Raw genomic sequence first — 20,400 nt, 5'->3', positions numbered from 1 at the left:
CAATCTAATCACAAGTAACTGTTTTTCAACAAGTTTCTATCTGCATCACCGCCGATGGATGTGCATTATAGACCATCTCATCCCCTTTGCAACCCCTTTTTTAATATTAGTACAACAACAGTTCGCTTTTTAATCAAAAATGATAAAAATAGTCATTTTTTATATAAACATGGTTGTAAAAGCATCAATTTATCTAAAATTTTCTCGTCCTGATTCTTTTCTTGCCATCTAAGTGGACGACAATCAATATATTCACAGTATCCACCCTCTCCTTGCAGACACTGTTCATTCCAGCTTAATTGATATTGAAAGCTTCCCACATATCCAGCCGCCAACCCAAACTTATAATCACCACGACTTTGTGCATAAAGTTCAAAAATTATTTTTCCATTTTTCTCACATTGCCAAGAAAACTCCCTAGGCAAGTACATCTCTTTACCATTCGGTGTTTTAACCTTTGGATAAACTCGGTGGATATGTAAATTTACGTCTTCTGTAAAACTTTCAACAGGCTTCCCAAATTCTTGAATATCTAATCTTGAACATAAGATGATATTCCACTGATTTCTTATTTGTAAGAATGTAAGCTGCGTCGTTTCATTTAAGTTTATAATTTGGCATGTATAGAAACATAAAGACAAGAACGGCAAATGCAAAGCTCGCGCGTGTTTAAATCGCCCCAACCCTTCAATTTGATATTTCTGTCCTTTATAAAAAATTTCACCTTCACATATACATAATGTTGACCAATAGTCAGAAACACCCCACTGCAAAGCAGAGGCATTAGATATATTTTCTGGAATCTGAATTTTAAGATCACACCCCATTTCTGGGTCTAATCGCTGAAGGCGAATCATAGGAATTTGCCATTGAATCAGGTCGGTTTTATCAAATTGATATAGCGCCGAATCAAACTGGCATTGGCGTCGAATAGAATATGTTTTTAAATGTCCCACACTATGTTGGCTATTACTTACAAGCACTGTTGCAGTGTCGATAGCTGAAGTTGTAATGCTGTGGGCGTTATAACACAGAGGAATACGTGGCTGTCCCACTAAACTAATGTAATTAAAATAACGAAGTGGGGTAGGTAAATTTGGAAGGATCAAGCCTTGATAAACAATTTTAAAAAAGCCACGAGAAGGTTGATAAACAACCCCCTCTTTAGCATTAGGGCCCAGCTGCTGTAATTGATTAATTTCATTTATCAACTTAGGCATACTGAACCTCTTCTATTTTATGTTTTTAGTGTTTCATTACTCTTGCGTGCAAATAAAGTCGTAACAAAACCAGATAGAGCATAGATAATTGAAACTGTCAAAATGCCCATTGGAATATTATAAGTGATTGCCGCAAAAATCAGTACTACTGGCAACATAACTACAAAAGGAACGCGTTTACGATCCATCTGCTTGAAAGAATAATATTTAATATTGGAAATCATGAGTAATCCCACAATTACCATAAGAACAGCATTAATAGTTTGAATCGCAATATCACGTAAATCAAAAATGAAAGGATAATCGCGAGCAACCCAGACGAGTGAAATAATAATAATAGCAGCGAGTGGACTTGCAATGCCGATAAAATAACGCTTATCAACAACGCCAATTTGCACATTAAAACGCGCTAGTCGGAAGGCTGCGCAGGCTGTATAAACAAAACAACAAGCCAAACCAATACGACCTAAATCATGCAAACTCCAGCTATACATCAGCATTGCTGGAGCCACACCAAAAGCTAACAAGTCTGAGAGAGAATCATATTGCTCGCCAAAAGCACTTTGTGCGCCAATTGCTCGAGCAACTCGACCATCTAAGCCATCCAATAGCGCTGCAATAAAAATGGCATAGATCGCTTGGTTAAAATCCCCATTCATACTCGCAATGATGGAATAGAAACCGGACAACAGAGCAGCGGTTGTAATTAAGTTAGGCCAAAGATAAATACCTCGGCGCTTCACTTTTTGTCCTTCCGGATTATCTTCTTCTTCAACCACTTCAAATGTAATCCCATCAAATGAATGTTCATTATGAGTTAAATCTTGCTCTGGTTTAGGCGCATTTGTCATTATTTTCTATTCCAAACATGTGCATTGATTTAAGTTAACTGTTACTCACCTACCAACCAGCGAACAGCAGCATGACCACCAGTTTCTTGCATGCGAAGATGCGGGAATAACCATTGTAGTGCTTGGTCTGCTTGCTCAGAGAACTGCCAAGGTGGGTTAATCACTAATAGACCACAACCATTTAGACCTACAGGGGTGTCATCTGGCCATACACAAATTTCACAAACTAACTGACGGCGGATGCCCGTTTTAAACATTTTCTTTTCAAAACGTTCAATCATCGCTCGGTCTTTGATTGGATACCAAACTGCAAAAACGCCTGTTGGCCATTTTTTATAAGCTTGTTGTAAAAGTTCAACTAATTGCGGAAAGTCTTTACGTTCTAATTCGTAAGGAGGGTCGATCATAACCAGACCGCGCTTTTCTTTTGGCGGAATTACGCCGAGCAAGCCCTCATATGCATCACGCTCATGTAAACCTGCACGTTTATCACGAATGTTATGACGTAATTGCTGAAATACATCGCGCTGCATTTCAAATATAGTCGCCTTGTCGATTTCACGCATGCCTTGCAGAGCGAACCAAGGAGAACCTGGATAGCTTCCCTTACCTTCTTCAGAACGCAATTGTTCGACTAACTTCAAATATTGTTGGATTGCTTCAGGTGCCTGACGCTTTTCCATTTCAGATAGTTGAACTAGACGATGAATGCCTGTGAGAAATTCTCCAGACTTTTGTGCAGGTGCCAGAGATAAATCATATTTGCCGGCCCCTCCATGCGTATCGATATAACGATAAGGTTTATCTTTAGCATTTAAACGGTTGAGAAGCTGTAGCAAAAGCACATGCTTCATAACATCTGCAAAGTTGCCCGCATGGAAATGGTGACGGTAATTCATGTTGACTTTAATTCCTCAATTCAACAAATAGTTTAACATGAAAAAAATATTCTTTCGTAAGGTTGTGATCATCTAAAATAGAGCTGCTTGATATTTTTACGATCTACTCGAGGTTATATGCGTTCTCACTCACTTCCTGATTCATGGAATTTGGATCAAATTTTAGATGATTTAAATGCGCATGGCTTTGCCATTATAAATCAAGCATATCCAGATCAATATCGCGCACAGGTTTCTCAAGAATGTAGCCATCATATGGATGAATTTAGAGAAGCAGGCATTCAAAACGGCGTTGTAAGCAATATTCGTAGCGACCATATTCTCTGGATTAATGACCGGCTCCCTATTGCTCAGCAACATATTGAAACCTTAACTTTATTTTCACAAAGTCTAAATCAAGCATTCTATTTAGGGATTAAAGAGGTTGAAGCTCATTTTGCTCGTTATAATTTGGGTGAATTTTATGCTTTACACCGAGACAATCCTCAACAAAAAAATGATCGTATTATCTCAACTGTCTATTATCTACATCCAGAATGGCAAGAAGATTGGGGGGGACAATTGCGACTACAAGATAAAAATGAGAAATGGCATATTGTTAATCCCAAACCCAATCGGCTAGTTATATTCCAAAGCGATTTACTACATGAAGTATTAATTTCAAAACAACAAAGACTCTCTATTACAGCTTGGCTTCGTAGTGGAAATTCTATTTGGGTTTAAAGGTTACTCTTTAAATTTGATAAATGAACCCGATATAAGAGCTATTGATTAAAAAAGGTGATGGCGTATGTCTATTGAAAGTAAAACAATTGTGAACCGAATTGGTGAAACAGACCAACTTTATTTGACTAAAAATACGCCTGAGCTTGCTTTAGAGCGTGCTGAGTTACGCATGCAACTTGTAGTATTAAGTCGTGTTCGCCAAGAACAACTTCATTTCTTACAAGAAGCTATTGTCTTGCTTGAACAAGCTCGTATGGAATATGAAGAAATGCCATTGAGCTTATACCTTAATTTGTCTCTACACTTAGCCAAAGCCTATATGCTTTATTTTGAACTCAATAAAGAAAAACGTTTTGCGCTGATTACTCAACAAATTTTGAAGCCATTAGCACATCATGAACATGCAGATATCTATTTCTTTCTGGCATATGCGTCAGCAGCACGACAAGAGTCAGCATTAACACGACATTGGTTAACTAAATATTTATCAACGTCTACATGTGATCTTGAATTGCTTCATGGCCAACCCGTATTTGACCTTGTACGTCATGAGCCATGGTATAAAGATAAATTAAAAGTAAAAACACATTAAACTTTTAATGTAATAAAGCCTGTTTTACATATTACTTGTAAAACAGGCTTTATTTTTTGAACTTATTTTTTCACACTGTCTTCATGCAGTTGTTCATTAAGCTCATCAATAACCACAATCCACTCATCATCTTTTTCCCAATGACTCTTCAAAAAATCGCTTTGACCTTTTGACCAAAAAGATGCTTCATGTAATTTTTGCTCGGCTGGCAATTGATGTGTTTTGATAAAGTTTTCAATACTTGCTTCATCAGAATCTAAACCCAACTGATCAAATAAAAGCTCTAAAGTCGGTTGCTGTTCAAACATTGTTATTCTCCTATAACTTCTTTTAAATCATCTATTAACTAATCTAACAATAAAACGTTTTTACTTGCATGATAGTGTCTATATTTTCTTGTTGCTTTTTGTGTTTGCTTTTTCAGTATTTAATAAAAAAGCACTCTAAAAGAGTGCTTTTTAACTCATCAAGCTGATGAATTATTTTACCATGTCAGCAATTGCTGCACGTTCTTCTTCAAGCTCGTTTAGAGTGAAGTTGATACGCTCACGGCTGAATTCATCGATTTCTAAACCTTGAACGATTTTGTATTCACCGTTTTCAGTTGTAACAGGGAAACCGAACATAACGCCTTCAGGAATACCATAAGAACCATCAGATGGAATACCCATAGTTACCCATTTGCCGTTTGTACCAAGCGCCCAGTCACGCATATGGTCAATTGCAGCGTTAGCAGCAGAAGCAGCAGAAGACAAACCACGCGCTTCGATGATCGCAGCACCACGTTTACCAACAGTTGGAAGGAATACGTCTTTGTTCCAAGCTGGATCGTTGATTTTGTCTTTTAAGCTTTCGCCATTTGCAGTTGCAAAACGGTAATCAGCATACATTGTTGGAGAGTGGTTGCCCCAAACTGTTAAGTTTTCGATATCAGCAACTGCAACACCAGCTTTTTGAGCAACTTGAGTCAACGCACGGTTGTGGTCAAGACGCAACATCGCTGTGAAGTTTTTCGCTGGAAGATCTGGAGCAGATTTCATTGCGATGTAAGCGTTAGTGTTTGCAGGGTTACCTACAACTAATACTTTAACGTTACGGCTAGCAACTTCGTTTAATGCTTGACCTTGGCCGATGAAAATTTCACCGTTAACTTTTAACAAGTCAGCACGTTCCATACCAGGACCACGTGGACGAGAACCTACCAATAATGCGTAGTCAGCATCTTTAAATGCAACTTTCGGATCATCAGTCCCGATCATGCCAGCCAATAAAGGGAAAGCACAGTCATCAAGTTCCATCATTACGCCTTTAAGCGCTTGTTGTGCTTTTTCAACTGGAACTTCAAGCAATTGTAAAATAACAGGTTGATCTTTACCTAACATTTCACCGCTTGCGATACGGAATAATAAGCTGTAACCAATTTGACCTGCAGCGCCAGTCACGGCAACACGAACGGGTTGCTTCATGTAATTGTCTCCAATGAGTGTCCTTAATCGGGCTAAATAGGAATTCCATCTAACCAAATCATCATAAACGGCAAAGATTGTACTCTAAAGATTTGGCAGATGCATGTAAAAGCCACTCGTTTTCACCAAAAGTCTGATAGAAAATACAAATTAATCTTTACAAATAGATTCAATGTATGGTGAGCATTTCCTTACGAAATGTCTGTAATCTTTAATAACTACCTTTAATCATGATTTCACCAGGGCAATTCGATACCACATGATTTGCACACTGTTTATATTGGCCCTTTACCGTGTAACAAACTTTCACTTCCGTTAAGACCACATCCGAACGTGATAATTGACAACTAAAACGGATACCATTTTGAGGTAAGCTCGGATTAAGACGTACAAACTGCTGTCTTAACGCAGATTGCTGCATTTCAACATTTGTTGAACTTGTGAGACTGGCCGGAATTTTTAAACGTTCAGCGAAATTAATAACCGTACGGAAATATTGGCTTGCATTCATAGGAACGCATCCACCTACACTTTTCCATAGCTGTACACGAGCATTATTATCAGGCATAACCCGAGCTACGACTTTGGCTTGCAATGGAGATAAGGTTGCAGAACTGTCTGTTGAGCAGTTACCTTGGTTTGTTTCCGGCATAAGGCCTGTAATTGTCAGTGAATATCCTTCAAGACATTTACGTTGTTTTTGTTTAGAGGGATCTAATGCACATGCGGCAGGTGTCATTTGCACATGCATAACATACCCCTGTAAATTAACAGGTTCGGCATATAAAACGGAACTCATCAATCCTACTCCCGCACAGATGAGCCACCATGCAAGTTGCAAAATTGAACGAAGTTCCAAATATCTATATTTCATTTAATTAAAACTTGAATATGCCAATTAAAAGAAGATCCATCATCAACCACCTTAAAGTTAAGGCGACGTACGCATTGGAATGACTTTCATACGCTGCGATAACGACTGGGCCCCTTGACCCAATATTACGCCGTAATGTGTTGCATTCGTCATAACGTGCTTGACATAGTCTCTGGTTTCTAACAATGGAATTGTCTCAGTATATTGGTCAGCCGAAATTGATTGATAGTCCGGCTGCCAACGTCTAGCCCGATTAGGCCCCGCATTATAACCTGCTGTCGCCAAAACAGGGTTATTGCTTAATTGTCCCTGAATCATCGACAAATAAAATGTTCCATATCGAATATTGGTATTCATTTCATTTAATGCAGCCGGATTATAAGTTTCACCCATTTGACGTGCAATCAACTTCGCTGTATCAGGCATAATTTGCATAAGACCGCCCGCCCCAACGTGAGAACGCGCAGAAGTAACAAACCGACTTTCTTGACGCATTAAACCATAAGCCCATGCGGGGTCAATTCCTGCATTGTAACTATGGCTTACGACATTAGTCTTATGAGGAGTCACATAGCGATAAGTATCATTATGCTTATTTGTTGTACGATCTGCTGCATAAATTGCACGATCATACCAGCCCATGTCATGAGCACGCTTTGCCGCAGCTAAAAGTAAACCATCATCGTGCTGAAGATACGCTTGACGAACTGCCCAATTCCACTCTCGATTCGTATAAGTTGGATTTGCATTAATACGTCTTAAAGTAAAAGCACGATTAAAGTGAATATTCTGATCTAAACGTCTTAAATCACTTGCTGTCGGCTGATCATCATAAGGTTGATGGTTATAACGTTCACCTAAGCGATCTTTTGCTAAAAGGTTATGATAGTCATCACCAGCCTGAGCTAGTTTTCTATAAATTTGTTGTGCTGTTGCTTTAGAAGCACTATCACCACGCTGCTCTGACGCACGAGCAAGCCAATATTGCCAGCGATCTTCTTGCTTTTGGGTTACCGTCATACTATCAATAGCGCGAATTAAACTTTCCCACGCCCCAAAACGAATCGCCTGACGCGCATAAATTTCGGCTTCTTCTGGACTTAATGGATAACCATAACTTGCATCAAAATATTGAAGAACTTCACGATTAAAATTATTTTTCATTACCGTGGTGCCACCAATATAGGCTACCGTACGATATAAATATTTTTGAACATTTTGTGGCGTACCTTGGGCAACACGCTGCACATTTGAAAAAGCATTACTTAAGTCATTATTAGCTAAACGCCCTAACGCGAAAATTAAATAAGCATAATCTGCATCATTTGTTTTAGGCGCACTCCATAAATAATTGAGTGGGTTGGCCTGAATTTGGTTAAGCTGAGCCAAAGACAAATTCAAACCCAGAGTCTGTGCTGTAGCAAGCGCCTGCCCAGACAAACCTGAACGCAACTGCACCCACAGACGTTGTTGTTTATCTTGTGCGCTCATTAAAGGGCTAGATAACATCATGCGCCCTAAACCTAAGCAAGATTCTGGTTGTGACTCAGTTGCTAACCAAACATCTTTATATTCAGCAAAAACTAATGCATCACCGCTTTTCGCCCGCACCTGTGCCAAAGCACAATTTTCGGCTTGGTCAGGGTTGGTGACATAAGATAAGACGGGTTGTGCAGATGCAAAGTCAGCTTGTTTAACTTTTTCTTCAACATAATCGGCTGCTAATTTTTCAGCCATTGCTGATTGTGGATAGCGTTGAGCAAAGCTTACGATAGAGGCAGTAGGTTGAAAGCCAAGGTTTGTATTAAGTTTCCAATATTCTGGATAGTATCCCAACACATCATTTTGCATAGCAAGCTGATATTGGTCTAATAACACGGTATTACCACTATTTGCAGCATTTAGTGCATCATTAAACTGCTCTTCGGCAGCATAGGTAAATGAACAACCAAGTAAACACATAGCTCCTAACCAGCTACGATGCATATATTTATCTTTCATTACACGACTATGGATTGATGAGCTCTTTCTACTTGGTCTCATATATATGCTAAACCCTGACTATTCACCTTCAACGCATAGTTTAATTATTCTTCGTGCTTTCTTTTGTTGTGTTATGTAACTCTATGATTCAACATCATTAAAATTCACCTAATTTACTTCACAAAAACTGTCATGTTCTGAAAGTTTACTGTTATCGGTTCAGCTCAAATACTGCTATAATAGATGGTTTGACCCATTTTGGGCCAATTTATTCTTTTTTAGATCGATCTGTTAGGAGCCTGCATGACGGTTCAAACCTTCATTCCCAATGGTGCCAAAGCTGCCTCAGAAAACACTGTTACCCAGCCAACGCACACCACTGATGTTTCAATAAAAAAACTTTATATTGAAACTCAAGGGTGTCAGATGAATGAGTATGACAGTCACCGTATGGCAGATCTTTTAGGGGATTCTCACGGCTACGTTTTAACGACCAACCCTAATGAAGCAGACATTCTGCTCATGAATACGTGTTCTATTCGCGAAAAAGCGCAGGAAAAAGTATTTAGTGAATTAGGTCGCTGGCGCAAACTCAAAGACAAAAATCCTGATCTTGTGATTGGTGTCGGTGGATGTGTTGCGTCTCAAGAAGGTGACAACATTCAAAAACGTGCGCCTTATGTAGACATGATTTTTGGTCCACAAACATTACACCGTTTACCGCAAATGCTTGATCAACATAATGCTCAAGTAGAAAAACCTAAAAAAGATAAAATCAAACTGGTTGATATTTCTTTCCCAGATATTGAAAAATTCGACTTCTTGCCCGAACCACGTGTAGAAGGCTTTAAAGCATTCGTTTCTATTATGGAAGGCTGCTCTAAATACTGTTCTTTCTGTGTAGTTCCTTACACACGAGGTGAAGAAGTTTCTCGTCCATTAGATGATGTACTTGCAGAAATTGCAGGTCTTGCGGAAAAAGGTGTCCGTGAAATTTCACTTCTGGGTCAGAATGTAAATGGATATCGCGGAGAAACCTTTGAAGGTGGCATCTGTACCTTCCCTGAATTGTTACGACTCGTTGCAGAAATTCCAGGTATTGGACGTTTACGTTATACAACATCGCACCCACTTGAGTTCTCTGACGAGCTAATTCAGTGTTATGAAGATTTACCTCAAATGGTGTCGCATTTACACTTACCTGTTCAAAGTGGATCAAATGATGTTTTACAGGCAATGAAGCGAAATCATACGATTGATGTTTATATCGACAAGATTGCCAAGTTAAGAAAAATACGTCCAGATATGCATTTATCGAGTGACTTTATTATTGGTTTCCCTGGTGAAACTGATGAAAACTTCGCCGAAACACTTCAATTTATCAAAGACTTAGATTTTGATCATTCATATAGCTTTGTTTATTCAAAACGTCCAGGAACACCTGCATCAGACTTGCCTGATACTACGCCTGAGCACGTTAAGAAAGAGCGTTTAGCCCAAGTTCAGAAAGTGATTAAACAGTCTAGCATTGAAAAAACTGATGCAATGCTTGGCAAAATTGAACGTGTTCTTATTGAAAAAGTTTCGGACCAAGACCCTAATATTTTACTAGGTACAGCCGATAATACACGTCTAGTCACTTTTGTAGGTGATGCTTCTTGGGTAGGTCGTTTTGCAGAGATCGAGATTACTGAAATTAAAACTTTAAATTTAGTTTACGGTGAGCTCTTGAATCTTGAGCCTGACGTGGCGTAATGTAGAGGTATTCTAAAGTCTACTGAAAGGTTTTCTCTTGACTGCAGCGATTCGACGTACCGTAACATTTCCTGAAATTTCAATGGAACGTTTAAAGAGCATCTTGGGTGCCTATAATGGGCACCTTAAGCAAATTGAACAGCGTTTAGATGTCAAAATTACTCATCGTGGAGATGTTTTTCATATCGATGGTGAGATAGATGCTGTTGGGAGAGCCGAAGCATTATTGCAACGACTCTACGAAGAGTCTGAGGTATCCCAGCAAATCAGTGCAGATCTGTTGCATCTGTTAATTCAATCTTCTCAAACCGAACGTAATTTCGAGTTAGTTGGAGAAGAAATGGATGAACATGATGCACCAATGGATGTCTATTTCCAAACTCGAAAAGGCCGTATTAACCCACGTGGTGCCAATCAAAAACGCTACGTACAACGTATTTTGCAAAGCGATATTTCTTTTGGTGTTGGCCCTGCGGGTACAGGTAAAACCTATTTAGCAGTTGCCGCAGCAGTAGATATGCTCGAACGTAATGAAATCCAACGGATTTTACTTGTACGTCCTGCTGTAGAAGCTGGAGAAAAGCTAGGTTTCTTACCGGGTGATTTAACTCAGAAAATCGACCCATACCTACGCCCTCTTTACGATGCTCTTTACGAAATGCTTGGCTTTGAAAAAGTTGCCAAGTTAATCGAGCGTCAAGTGATTGAAGTTGCACCTCTTGCATATATGCGTGGTCGCACACTTAACCATTCATTTGTAATTTTGGATGAAGCTCAAAACACAACGCCTGAACAAATGAAAATGTTCTTGACCCGTTTAGGTTTTGGTTCTCGTGCAGTGATTACAGGTGATATTACCCAAGTAGATTTACCTCGAGGCCAACAATCTGGTTTGGCACATGCACTACGTGTACTCGAGAACATTAAAGAAATTCATATTACCCGTTTCCATTCCCGTGACGTTGTACGTCATCAACTTGTTCAAAAAATTGTTGAAGCGTATGAAGGTTGGGATGGTGAACAACAGCGTCTTAATGCTGAAGCACGTGCTGAACGTAAAGCACGTCAAGAAGCATTAGTTGCTGAAAACGATACAGCAGCAGACTTGCAACATCAGGATGCTTAAGGATTCATTTTGAAAATCAGTTTAAGTTTACAACAAGACTTTCAATCACCTGAGTTAGAGCTCAAACGAGCTCAACTCAAAAAAATTATTGAGACAACTTTACGCCACGTTGGTTATAAAGAAGATTGTGAAATTGGGGTTGCTTGCGTTGATCTGGAAGAAAGCCAGCAACTCAATTTGCAATACCGAGAAAAAGATAAACCAACTAATGTTTTATCTTTCCCAAGTGATATTCCAGAAGAAGTTTTACCAATGCTAGATGCCTTACCTCTAGGTGATTTAGTTATTTGTATTCCAGTGGTATTACAAGAAGCATTAGAACAGAAAAAAACTGCCCAAAATCATTTTGCACATCTATTAGTACATGGTGTTTTACATTTGCTTGGCTATGACCATGAAACTAGTGATGAAGATGCAGAAGAAATGGAAGGCTTAGAAATTGAAATTTTAGCAAAACTCAATATTGCTAACCCTTATCAGGAATAATGTGATTATTAGTAAAATGTGGATATCCTAAAAGTTATCCACATTTTTTAATTAGTGAACCTCAAATTCAGCTTCAGCTGGGTCAAAACGCCAAGTACGTACAATACGCAACTCCGAAATATCTTTCATATTCGCATCAAAATGCCCAAATGGTGCACCGCGACGTACTGAAGACTTAGCTGCTTCATCTAGTATTGAATGCCCTGAGCTTTCAAGCAGTCGGATTGCACGAATTCCGCCTTGAGCATTCAAAATAACCATTAAACGCACTTCACCTCTTAGCTGTTGCTGTTTGGCTTCTTCAGGGTAATAGCGATTACCGTAAAGCTCTACTTTTTCACGAAATTTATCTAAATAAATAGCTGAAGCCTCTTTCTTCGCTTGAATTCCGTCTACTGTCTTTATTTTTTGCTGACGGCTGAAATCTTGTTGGCGTTGCAAATATTGTGCTTCAAGGCTTGCAACCATGGCAGCTTTTGCTTGAAATTGACTTTGTAGTTGTTCTAGTTCTTTTTTTCTTTGGCTTGCATCCGCTTGTTTCTGCCAACTCAAAACCGTCATTAAAACTTTTTCTTCAAATTTAAGCTCTCTTTGTTGCTGTATCTTTTGCAAACTTTCTAACTCAGTATTTCCAGTTGAAGCATCATTGAGCATCGGATTTGGAGTATCACTAGAAGTCCGATGAGCTTCACGAAATGCGCCCGCACCTTGCTGATCTGCTTGCGCTAAAAAATCTGCTTGGTGAACTGGCTCATTGCTTGGCCGAATTGAAATTGCAATTTCTTTAGTAGATTGCTCTAAGGGGCTAGGCATGGCAAAGTGAATGAGCAATACAAAAATATGCAGTAAGATTGCCAATATTGTTGCGGCAATAAAGACTCGGTCTTGCCACCAATGATGAAAAGGCTCTATGGATAAACTTCTTTTGTTCAACATAATCTTAAAAGCATATAAATGCCTTTTCCCCACGGTTTAATACCGAATAAAATACAAACTGATATTCAAATATGGATAAAAGTGTGATTCACTTCAAATATAGGGTTTTATCCATTTTCATTTTGTCAAAATGTATCAAGTAAATTTGCTACACTGCAATATCAAAACCCGTTTTTTATCATAATAAAGATTGTGTGGGCTCTTTAGTAAATTATCTTCTGGAAGTTCTTTTATGCAAACGCTATTTTCCTCATTAGTCAGACGCCTTCAAAAAGTCTATAAAAAAGCAGAAGCATTCATTGAGGAAGAAAGAGATTTTACATTATCACAAACCTTTCTGAATGCTACTTTGCAACGTTACGTGACAAATAATGTTGAGTTTTTAGATGACCTACATGCAGATCTTTATCATGACTGGTTAAGATTATATGCAACCATGCATGTAAAAGGTTTAGAAACCACACTATCGGTTGATTTAAAACTGATCCAGATGGAATTTAATAAAGAACAACAACTTTTAGTTTTTGAACAAATTAGCAATACACAAATTATTGAAGCGAAATATAAAAACTTTTGGCAAAAGATCGCCGTAAAAGCCGCAGTTTTTTATTACCATAAAATTTTGAAAAAAGACCCTTTGGGGATGATTCTTGAACGTTTTAATGTAGCAGAAGAACGCGATGAACTCATTTTTCTTGATCTCAACCGTTGGTTTGGCAAAAAAGCCAGCATCATCGAAACATTAGGCAAAGTACATATAAATTACGCACGAGTGCGTGAAGCTGAGTTAGTTGTATTTGGAAATGTGAATTTAGCAGCCTTACTTTCTCGTGATCAGGACGACGATTTTGAAGAAGAATTCACAGATTCTGAAATAACGCCAATTCAGCAAAAAGATGAGTAAACGGTTTATAAATGAAGATGAATTAACTGCCAAAAAACACAAATAGATTACACATTTAGCATAAATCCTGATTTTTTCTCCATGATCAACAGGCATAATATGCTTAAGTTACAGATGCATCAGCACTGACTTTTTAGTCTGTACAAGGATATTTACTTATGGCAACAAAATTTCTGAAATCGTTTGGCATCGCAACAGGTATTTCAACAACTTTGCTTTTTGCAGGCTTCTCAAGCCATGCACTTGCCATGAGCCCATTTCAGGCAAATTATCAGTTTACTTACAATAATAAAGGCATGGGGTCGGCTACACGTGCCTTAAGCCAACAAGGTAATAACTGGACTTATAAATTCACTGCAAAAGCAGGCGGAATTGCGTCCGCAAGTGAAACAAGTAAATTTAGTTTCACCAATGGTAAAATTGGGTCTCAAAGTTTTAGCCGTACCAGCAAAATTTTGATTCATAACAACACCATGAGTATTAACTTTAATCCAAATAGCAAAACTATCTCTACCAAGAAAGATGATAAAGCTCGTTCATTTGCTTGGCATGCAGGCGTTCTTGATGAGTTAAACGCAGAGTTACAACTGCGTGAAGACTTAAAAAATGGTTCACTGAAGTCCTCTTATCCACTTGCAGATGCAAAAGAAGTTGAAAATCGTCGATTTGTAAAACAAGGTAATGAGAAAATTAAAACCTCTTATGGAACATTCGATACCATTAAAGTGGTTTTACAACACAACAAACCTGAACGCAGTACAATCTTTTGGTTAGCTCCGAAATTAGATTATTTACCAGTTAAAGTCAGTCATATTGATGGTAAAACTTCTTATGGATTGTTATTAACAAGTTATACAGGTAAGACGAATTAAAGCTTGCATTTTTTTGGATGCTTTTTAAAATACGCATTTGCTTTAAAAAGCATCCGTCTAGAGGATTCTCCCGTGCACGCACTAGAACAGAAAATCTTAACAGAAGGTATCGTTCTATCTGATCAAGTCTTGAAAGTCGACGCTTTCTTAAACCACCAAATTGATCCTGTATTAATGCAGCAGATTGGTAAAGAATTTGCCGCTCGCTTTAAAGATGCAGGGATTACCAAGATTATTACCATTGAAGCATCAGGTATTGCACCTGCAATCATGGCAGGTTTAGAACTTGGTGTACCTGTAATTTTTGCTCGCAAATATCAGTCATTGACCTTAAAAGATGACTTATATCGCTCTAAAGTATTTAGTTTTACTAAACAAACTGAAAGCACGATTGCGATTTCAAATAAACATCTTCATTCAACTGATAAAGCATTAGTTATTGATGACTTCTTGGCAAATGGTCAAGCAGCATTAGGCCTGATTGATTTAATTCACCAAGCAAATGCAGAAGTTGTAGGTGTGGGTATTGTGATTGAGAAATCATTCCAACCAGGTCGTGATTTATTGCTTGAGAAAGGCTACCGCGTTGAATCATTAGCACGTGTACACTCTCTTACAGATGGCAAAGTTACTTTTGTAAAAGAATAAGATGTACACCTAAAAAAGAGCGGATATCCGCTCTTTTTTATTTGCTCAAAACTAAACTAAAAGCTTTTTGGCAACCTCTCCTAAACGTTTGCCTTGAGCTTCACACAAAATCTTTTCATCCTGACTTAAGTTTTGGTCATGACGCGGTCCACTTACATGGCTTGCGCCATAAGGTGTTCCCCCTGTTTTAGTATTAGATAAGGCTGGAATTGCATTAGGTAATCCCAAAATCATCATGCCATGATGAAATAACGGCGGTAGCATAGTGAGTAAAGTACTTTCTTGCCCACCATGCATTGAACCAGAAGAAGTGAAAACACAAGCGGGTTTATTATGTAATGCCCCATTGAGCCAAAGACTGGTTGTTTGATCCCAAAAATATTTCATTTCACTTGCCATATTGCCAAAACGGGTTGGAGAACCTAACGCTAAACCTGAACAATTCGCTAGATCATCTAACGTACAATAGATATCACCTTCTTCCGGAATACTTGGCTCGGCTATTGTGACAGCTGGAGCAATATTTGGTACTGTCCGAATTTTCACTGACATACCCGCAGACTCAACACCGTTGGCAATTAAATGAGCCATTTCTTTAGTAGAACCATATTTGCTGTAATAGAGTACAAGAATGTAAGGTTGCATCGGTTTCATAAATTTTGTTAAAAAGACACTATACGGGATTTTTTATTTTTTTGGCGCAACCAATTTTATGAAATTCTAGAGGTGATTGATGAGGTAGCACAAAAGATAATGCGAGCAAATTTCTCGGACTCATCGAGTAAAAAGTTTATCTACTTTTGGTAAACCCTTGCTTAGACAACAGAAAGCCTACTTTGTTGAAAAAAGTTTATGGCTACAATTCTTTCTATAGCACATAGTAAACTTACAGAACGACTTTAATTCTATAAGTTATTATTTTGCTTTAATCTACGATTTGAGTACTTAAGCTCATACTTTCATAAGCTATCAATCGCCCAACATGATGATTAAAAAAATCGGGATAGACGACGCATGTTACAACGTTTTTTAAGTAAACTTCCTTTTTATAATAAAACCTGGTTTCAGTTCGTTTTATATGTATTTAAGCGTTTTGAAGCTGATCGGTGCCGTGAACAAGCTGGCTCTCTCACCTATACAACGCTATTCGCAGTTGTGCCGATGTTAACGGTTTTTTTAGTAATTATTTCTTCAATCAAAGCGTTAGAACCCGCAAGACAACAGCTGCAACATTTAATTTATAGTAATTTTTTACCGAAAAGTACGATTGCATTTGATAAAGCGCTAAATGCTTTTACAGAAAAATCTAGCAACTTAACCGTTATTGGTGTGCTGTTTTTATTCGTTACTACTGTCTTAATGCTGACCTCAATTGAAACCGTCTTTAACCGTATTTGGCGTGTAAAAGAAACTCGTAGTGGCATTATGGGCTTTATGCGCTATTGGACAATCATCTCTTTAGGTCCGATTATTTTAGGCAGTGCATTTGTTATTTCATCAACAGTTGCATCGATGAACTTATTAAGCAATAACTTCACAGGTTATCAACTTGATGGCGCATTTCTACTCTGGCTAATTTCTTTTGTACTCACTATTTTGGGTTTCTTCATTTTATATTGGACCATTCCCAATCGTACAGTCCCAGTTTATGCAGCAGGAATAGCGGCTTGTTTAAGTGCGGTACTGTTCGAAATACTCAAAAATTTCTTTAGCTTTGTGATGTCAAATTTCACTAGTTATGAAATTATTTATGGTGCATTTGCAGCAGTGCCAATTTTTCTTCTATGGATCTTCCTGTCATGGAACATTATTTTACTTGGTGTAGAAGTAAGTTTTGCTCTAACTGCTTTTCACTCGGGTAAAGAGCAAAAACGTCATCCTGTTTTAATGCTATTAGATATTCTTGAGCTGTTTTATAAAAAACAGAAACTCGGTGAAAGTGTAAGTGACAAAGAAGCTTTAGAAATTTTAGGTCGCGGAGAAATTGGCCGCTGGCCAGCTTATGTACTTTTACTTGAAGAGCAAAATTTGGTTAAACGTACCGATAAAGATGAATATGTGCTTGCGCGCAATTTATCCCAAGTTGACTTCTGGAGCTTTTTCACTGCTCTTCCATACCCTTTACCATTACGTGAAGATGTTTTGAATGTACATGATGACGATGAATGGATGGAAAAAATAGGACCCGCCTTGGTCGAATCTAATGATTATTTAGCAGCAAAACTTTCTATTCCGCTCTCAACAATTTTTGAAGAGAAATAAGAAAGTAGAACTCTTCAATAGTATAGACACTCTTTCCTACCCAATAAAAAACCCTATTATTAAAAAAATAATAGGGTTAAAAATTGGCAATTTTAGGAGTGGGTTATGCTTTTACAAAAGTTTGCCATGCAAAATCTTGCGTTGCACCTTTTAATGTTATTTTCAACTGATCACCTGCATGTAATGGTCCAACCCCAGCAGGTGAACCTGTCATAATCACATCACCTGGCTCTAGTGAAAAAACCTGATTAATATCAGTTAAAAGTTCACCAATAGTAAACATTAACAGTGCAGTATTACCATCTTGACGCAATTCATCATTAATATGGAAAGTGAATTTGGTCTCTTGCCAATTTGTAATTTCTTTTGTATCAACCCAATCTGCCAAAACACAAGCACCATCAAAAGCTTTAGCTCGCTCCCATGGGTGGCCTTTACTTTTCAGATCATTCTGTAAATCACGCATTGTTAAATCAAGACCTAAAGTTACTGCTCCAATCGCTTTTAAAGCTTTTTCAGGATCTGTTTCACCTTTCAAAGGTTGATCAATACGTAACACCAACTCACATTCAAAATGGCAACTGCCCCACGCTGGATTCCAAGAAATACCGTCATTTAAACCAATCAAACTACTCGGTGGTTTAATAAATAATATAGGGCTGTCAGGCATAGCATTATTTAATTCTTTGACATGATCGGCGTAACTTCTGCCCACGCAAACGATTTTTGAAGGACGTGTATTCATGAGGCTTCCTTTGTTGTTGCGGCTAATAATTCCAATAATTTATTTCTTAAATGTATTTTCAAATATGGTTTGATCTGAAACCTGTGCAAATGCGCGCTTTGGTACAATAATTACAGTTTTATTCTTTAGCTCAAGCATGTAGGTCAATTTACCTTTAGCAAAAGTTTGCACATCCGTATATTGCATCACCTGCTTACGACCATTGGCATAAAGCTCAAAGTAATCTTGATATAAGTCGATTCCCTGCTCACTCTTTCCAAACTGGTAACGAACAAATTGACGCTTAAATAACATAGGTAAAAGCCAGTAACGCATCAGGCCTTGCATCACCAGAAAAAATACGCCTAACCCGACATAATATCGTCCAACCCCAGAGAGACCTAAATAAAATCCCCAAATAATAATTGCGATACTAATTGCAGGTGTAAGAAAACGGGTAAATTGCTTTTTCCCAAATGTCACTAATGAAAATCCATCTTGTGACTCTTCTAAATTCAAATAGTAACGTAAAGATAAAGCTGTTTTTTGCTCAGTCATTGCACTGCATCAATACTCAATAAATCGAAACTATTAGAGCATATTCATTTCAGCTTTAAAATGAATCAAAGGCTATTTTTTATTTTGTTTAAAAGTAGAGCTTATTATGAGATTCGAAGATCAACTACGTTGCATATATAGAACGTAGATTCATATTTTTTGAACTTATTTCAGTTTTTAAAATTTCTACAATAAGAGCATTACCTTCTTAGTGGAATGTCTCATGTCTTTCTTTGCAAAATTATTTGGCTTAAATCAAAAAACAACAGTCTCAAAAGATGTGGTTACTCAAGCCACTCAAGAGTCCCCTCTTTTCAATCAGCCAAGCTTTTTAGAATTAATTAAAAAACGTCGTTCTATTTATTCGATCGGGAAAAACTTACAACATACTCCTTCGGAGATTGAAGGGTTAATTCAAGAAGCGGTCAAACATAGCCCTTCAGCATTTAACTCTCAGTCATCTCGCATTGTAATTTTATTTAATGAGTCTCATCAAAATTTCTGGAATATTGTTTTAGATGTATTAAAAACGATTATTCCTGCCGAAGCACTGGCTGGAACTGAACAAAAAATTCAAAGTTTTGCAGCGGGTGCTGGTACAGTTTTATTTTTTGAAGACCAAGATGTGATTAAAGGTCTACAAGAGCAATTTGAATTATATGCTGATAATTTCCCAGTTTGGTCTGAACACTCAACAGCAATTGCACAATTTGCAGTATGGAATGTATTGGCTGAGCAAGGTATTGGAGCTTCTTTACAACATTACAACCCAATTATCGATGAGAAAATTAATGCTGCTTTTGATCTTCCTGCGCAATGGAAACTAAGAGCCCAATTAGTATTTGGTTCAATTGAAGGCGAAGCAGGTGAAAAAGCTTTTATTGAAGACGAAAGCCGTTTTAAAACATTTGGCTAATTTTTTTCAACTTCAAATCATTTAAGAGCTGGTTGCCATGAGCACCAGCTTTTAAATCGAACTAATAAAAAACAGGTACAAAAAAACCGCTATATATAGCGGTTAATTCTTCAAGTGGTGCGCTCAGAGAGATTCGAACTCCCGACCCCTTAGTTCGTAGCCAAGTGCTCTATCCAGCTGAGCTATGAGCGCGTACTTGATGTTGCGCATTATACGCATTTTTTAAGGCTTAGGAAGCCTTTTTTCATCTTTCTGTCATCAAACGTCTAGTTCTTAGCCATCACTCAAGTTTACATAGCTTTGTAGCTAAAGTTATTGAAACTTTGCTCACCAAAGATGTATCTGAAATATTTTTTTTCAAATAAGTTTTATCGAATTTTTGAAGCTTTTTGCCATCTATCTAGAAGATAAAGGCTACTGTTTTAGTCAACATTATATAAATAATATATTTCTGGTTGAACCTAACCATTATAAGACTGTTTGAAATTTGACTAAGATAATGCCTCAAATAAGTGAGAATATGATTAAAAAAATAATTAGTTAAAATTATATAATATAAAAATTATTATTATTTTTATGTCTAAATTAAATAAATTATTATT

Annotated in this window: 21 protein-coding genes, 1 tRNA gene and 1 pseudogene; 10 read left to right on the top strand and 13 right to left on the bottom strand. The window is 37.7% G+C overall.

The window, feature by feature from the left end:
- Positions 1-133: 133 nt before the first annotated feature.
- From MKL51_RS03885 to MKL51_RS03875, 3 genes and pseudogenes are all read right to left on the bottom strand, one after another.
- A pseudogene (locus MKL51_RS03885) lies at positions 134-1,220 on the bottom strand (DUF6670 family protein).
- A 17-nt stretch (positions 1,221-1,237) separates the two neighbouring features.
- Positions 1,238-2,071 carry a CDP-diacylglycerol--serine O-phosphatidyltransferase gene (pssA, locus tag MKL51_RS03880; protein ID WP_002119541.1) on the bottom strand — a complete coding sequence of 278 codons (834 nt, stop codon included), beginning with the start codon at positions 2,069-2,071 and terminating at the stop codon, positions 1,238-1,240.
- A 41-nt stretch (positions 2,072-2,112) separates the two neighbouring features.
- On the bottom strand, positions 2,113-2,970 hold the full coding sequence (locus MKL51_RS03875) for a 23S rRNA (adenine(2030)-N(6))-methyltransferase RlmJ (protein ID WP_002119552.1): 858 nt from the start codon (positions 2,968-2,970) through the stop codon (positions 2,113-2,115).
- 117 nt (positions 2,971-3,087) lie between these two features.
- Between MKL51_RS03875 and MKL51_RS03870 the strand changes: the two genes are divergently transcribed.
- Both MKL51_RS03870 and MKL51_RS03865 read left to right on the top strand, forming a co-directional pair.
- The gene (locus tag MKL51_RS03870) at positions 3,088-3,693 is read left to right on the top strand and encodes a 2OG-Fe(II) oxygenase (protein WP_017481652.1); all 606 of its coding nucleotides are present in this window, start codon (positions 3,088-3,090) and stop codon (positions 3,691-3,693) included.
- Between the two features lie 67 nt (positions 3,694-3,760).
- Complete coding sequence (locus MKL51_RS03865; protein ID WP_017481653.1) at positions 3,761-4,288, top strand: hypothetical protein; 528 nt, start codon at positions 3,761-3,763, stop codon at positions 4,286-4,288.
- Between the two features lie 62 nt (positions 4,289-4,350).
- Here MKL51_RS03865 and MKL51_RS03860 read toward each other — a convergent pair whose 3' ends face one another.
- From MKL51_RS03860 to MKL51_RS03845, 4 genes are all read right to left on the bottom strand, one after another.
- A complete protein-coding gene (locus MKL51_RS03860) occupies positions 4,351-4,596 on the bottom strand; it encodes a DUF2789 family protein (protein ID WP_002119522.1) in 246 nt (81 codons plus the stop codon).
- Positions 4,597-4,767: 171 nt separating this feature from the next.
- Positions 4,768-5,754, bottom strand: a complete 987-nt coding sequence (locus MKL51_RS03855) for a malate dehydrogenase (protein WP_002119517.1) — start codon at positions 5,752-5,754, stop codon at positions 4,768-4,770.
- Between the two features lie 211 nt (positions 5,755-5,965).
- Entirely contained in the window at positions 5,966-6,628 is a 663-nt protein-coding gene (locus tag MKL51_RS03850) for a ribonuclease T2 family protein (protein WP_017481654.1), read from the bottom strand.
- Between the two features lie 57 nt (positions 6,629-6,685).
- Positions 6,686-8,629 carry a lytic transglycosylase domain-containing protein gene (locus tag MKL51_RS03845; protein ID WP_017481655.1) on the bottom strand — a complete coding sequence of 648 codons (1,944 nt, stop codon included), beginning with the start codon at positions 8,627-8,629 and terminating at the stop codon, positions 6,686-6,688.
- Between the two features lie 285 nt (positions 8,630-8,914).
- Here MKL51_RS03845 and miaB point away from each other — a divergent pair, with 285 nt between their 5' ends.
- Genes miaB through ybeY form a run of 3 tightly spaced genes read left to right on the top strand, consistent with a single transcriptional unit; the run spans position 8,915 to position 11,978 of the window.
- Positions 8,915-10,366, top strand: coding sequence for a tRNA (N6-isopentenyl adenosine(37)-C2)-methylthiotransferase MiaB (miaB, locus tag MKL51_RS03840; RefSeq protein ID WP_002119558.1), 1,452 nt, complete (start codon positions 8,915-8,917; stop codon positions 10,364-10,366).
- A gap of 37 nt (positions 10,367-10,403) precedes the next feature.
- On the top strand, positions 10,404-11,492 hold the full coding sequence (locus MKL51_RS03835; RefSeq protein ID WP_002119513.1) for a PhoH family protein: 1,089 nt from the start codon (positions 10,404-10,406) through the stop codon (positions 11,490-11,492).
- Between the two features lie 9 nt (positions 11,493-11,501).
- The gene (gene ybeY, locus MKL51_RS03830) at positions 11,502-11,978 is read left to right on the top strand and encodes an rRNA maturation RNase YbeY (protein WP_017481656.1); all 477 of its coding nucleotides are present in this window, start codon (positions 11,502-11,504) and stop codon (positions 11,976-11,978) included.
- 51 nt (positions 11,979-12,029) lie between these two features.
- On the opposite strand, the gene MKL51_RS03825 is transcribed toward ybeY, so the two are convergent.
- A complete protein-coding gene (locus MKL51_RS03825; RefSeq protein ID WP_017481657.1) occupies positions 12,030-12,914 on the bottom strand; it encodes an energy transducer TonB in 885 nt (294 codons plus the stop codon).
- A 232-nt stretch (positions 12,915-13,146) separates the two neighbouring features.
- On the opposite strand from MKL51_RS03825, the gene MKL51_RS03820 reads away from it, so the two are divergent.
- The 3 genes from MKL51_RS03820 to MKL51_RS03810 all read left to right on the top strand — a co-directional run bounded on the left by MKL51_RS03820 (position 13,147) and on the right by MKL51_RS03810 (position 15,338).
- On the top strand, positions 13,147-13,818 hold the full coding sequence (locus MKL51_RS03820) for a hypothetical protein (RefSeq protein WP_014207723.1): 672 nt from the start codon (positions 13,147-13,149) through the stop codon (positions 13,816-13,818).
- Positions 13,819-13,976: 158 nt separating this feature from the next.
- Positions 13,977-14,690 carry a DUF3108 domain-containing protein gene (locus MKL51_RS03815; RefSeq protein ID WP_017481658.1) on the top strand — a complete coding sequence of 238 codons (714 nt, stop codon included), beginning with the start codon at positions 13,977-13,979 and terminating at the stop codon, positions 14,688-14,690.
- A gap of 72 nt (positions 14,691-14,762) precedes the next feature.
- Complete coding sequence (locus tag MKL51_RS03810) at positions 14,763-15,338, top strand: xanthine phosphoribosyltransferase (protein WP_002119547.1); 576 nt, start codon at positions 14,763-14,765, stop codon at positions 15,336-15,338.
- 51 nt (positions 15,339-15,389) lie between these two features.
- Here the strand turns inward: MKL51_RS03810 and wrbA are convergent, their stop codons facing one another.
- On the bottom strand, positions 15,390-15,992 hold the full coding sequence (gene wrbA, locus MKL51_RS03805; protein ID WP_005078299.1) for an NAD(P)H:quinone oxidoreductase: 603 nt from the start codon (positions 15,990-15,992) through the stop codon (positions 15,390-15,392).
- Positions 15,993-16,352: 360 nt separating this feature from the next.
- On the opposite strand from wrbA, the gene MKL51_RS03800 reads away from it, so the two are divergent.
- Entirely contained in the window at positions 16,353-17,600 is a 1,248-nt protein-coding gene (locus MKL51_RS03800) for a YihY family inner membrane protein (RefSeq protein ID WP_002119535.1), read from the top strand.
- 103 nt (positions 17,601-17,703) lie between these two features.
- On the opposite strand, the gene MKL51_RS03795 is transcribed toward MKL51_RS03800, so the two are convergent.
- Positions 17,704-18,345 carry a fumarylacetoacetate hydrolase family protein gene (locus MKL51_RS03795; RefSeq protein ID WP_017481659.1) on the bottom strand — a complete coding sequence of 214 codons (642 nt, stop codon included), beginning with the start codon at positions 18,343-18,345 and terminating at the stop codon, positions 17,704-17,706.
- A gap of 39 nt (positions 18,346-18,384) precedes the next feature.
- Positions 18,385-18,882 (bottom strand): YcxB family protein, encoded by a 498-nt coding sequence (locus MKL51_RS03790; RefSeq protein WP_005804627.1) that lies wholly within the window; start codon positions 18,880-18,882, stop codon positions 18,385-18,387.
- 223 nt (positions 18,883-19,105) lie between these two features.
- Between MKL51_RS03790 and MKL51_RS03785 the strand changes: the two genes are divergently transcribed.
- Positions 19,106-19,798, top strand: a complete 693-nt coding sequence (locus MKL51_RS03785; protein WP_017481660.1) for a nitroreductase family protein — start codon at positions 19,106-19,108, stop codon at positions 19,796-19,798.
- Positions 19,799-19,913: 115 nt separating this feature from the next.
- Here MKL51_RS03785 and MKL51_RS03780 read toward each other — a convergent pair.
- A tRNA-Arg gene (locus MKL51_RS03780) sits at positions 19,914-19,990 on the bottom strand.
- 88 nt (positions 19,991-20,078) lie between these two features.
- Positions 20,079-20,198, bottom strand: coding sequence for a hypothetical protein (locus MKL51_RS03775; protein WP_228129605.1), 120 nt, complete (start codon positions 20,196-20,198; stop codon positions 20,079-20,081).
- Positions 20,199-20,400: the final 202 nt, after the last annotated feature.

Source organism: Acinetobacter sp. AOR18_HL (genome assembly GCF_027855145.1).
GTDB lineage: Bacteria > Pseudomonadota > Gammaproteobacteria > Pseudomonadales > Moraxellaceae > Acinetobacter > Acinetobacter pittii.
This window is presented reverse-complemented; position numbering and strand designations above follow the sequence as displayed.

Excerpts from the sequence above, each read along its gene's own strand:
- MKL51_RS03820 (WP_014207723.1), top strand. The coding sequence starts at position 13,147 with ATGCAAACGCTATTTTCCTCATTAGTCAGACGCCTTCAAAAAGTCTAT.
- MKL51_RS03785 (WP_017481660.1), top strand. The coding sequence starts at position 19,106 with ATGTCTTTCTTTGCAAAATTATTTGGCTTAAATCAAAAAACAACAGTC.
- wrbA (WP_005078299.1), bottom strand. The coding sequence starts at position 15,992 with ATGAAACCGATGCAACCTTACATTCTTGTACTCTATTACAGCAAATAT.
- MKL51_RS03870 (WP_017481652.1), top strand. The coding sequence starts at position 3,088 with ATGCGTTCTCACTCACTTCCTGATTCATGGAATTTGGATCAAATTTTA.
- MKL51_RS03845 (WP_017481655.1), bottom strand. The coding sequence starts at position 8,629 with ATGAAAGATAAATATATGCATCGTAGCTGGTTAGGAGCTATGTGTTTA.
- pssA (WP_002119541.1), bottom strand. The coding sequence starts at position 2,071 with ATGACAAATGCGCCTAAACCAGAGCAAGATTTAACTCATAATGAACAT.
- miaB (WP_002119558.1), top strand. The coding sequence starts at position 8,915 with ATGACGGTTCAAACCTTCATTCCCAATGGTGCCAAAGCTGCCTCAGAA.
- MKL51_RS03865 (WP_017481653.1), top strand. The coding sequence starts at position 3,761 with ATGTCTATTGAAAGTAAAACAATTGTGAACCGAATTGGTGAAACAGAC.
- MKL51_RS03850 (WP_017481654.1), bottom strand. The coding sequence starts at position 6,628 with ATGAAATATAGATATTTGGAACTTCGTTCAATTTTGCAACTTGCATGG.
- MKL51_RS03815 (WP_017481658.1), top strand. The coding sequence starts at position 13,977 with ATGGCAACAAAATTTCTGAAATCGTTTGGCATCGCAACAGGTATTTCA.
- MKL51_RS03800 (WP_002119535.1), top strand. The coding sequence starts at position 16,353 with ATGTTACAACGTTTTTTAAGTAAACTTCCTTTTTATAATAAAACCTGG.
- MKL51_RS03790 (WP_005804627.1), bottom strand. The coding sequence starts at position 18,882 with ATGACTGAGCAAAAAACAGCTTTATCTTTACGTTACTATTTGAATTTA.
- MKL51_RS03825 (WP_017481657.1), bottom strand. The coding sequence starts at position 12,914 with ATGTTGAACAAAAGAAGTTTATCCATAGAGCCTTTTCATCATTGGTGG.
- MKL51_RS03795 (WP_017481659.1), bottom strand. The coding sequence starts at position 18,345 with ATGAATACACGTCCTTCAAAAATCGTTTGCGTGGGCAGAAGTTACGCC.
- MKL51_RS03860 (WP_002119522.1), bottom strand. The coding sequence starts at position 4,596 with ATGTTTGAACAGCAACCGACTTTAGAGCTTTTATTTGATCAGTTGGGT.
- MKL51_RS03875 (WP_002119552.1), bottom strand. The coding sequence starts at position 2,970 with ATGAATTACCGTCACCATTTCCATGCGGGCAACTTTGCAGATGTTATG.
- MKL51_RS03855 (WP_002119517.1), bottom strand. The coding sequence starts at position 5,754 with ATGAAGCAACCCGTTCGTGTTGCCGTGACTGGCGCTGCAGGTCAAATT.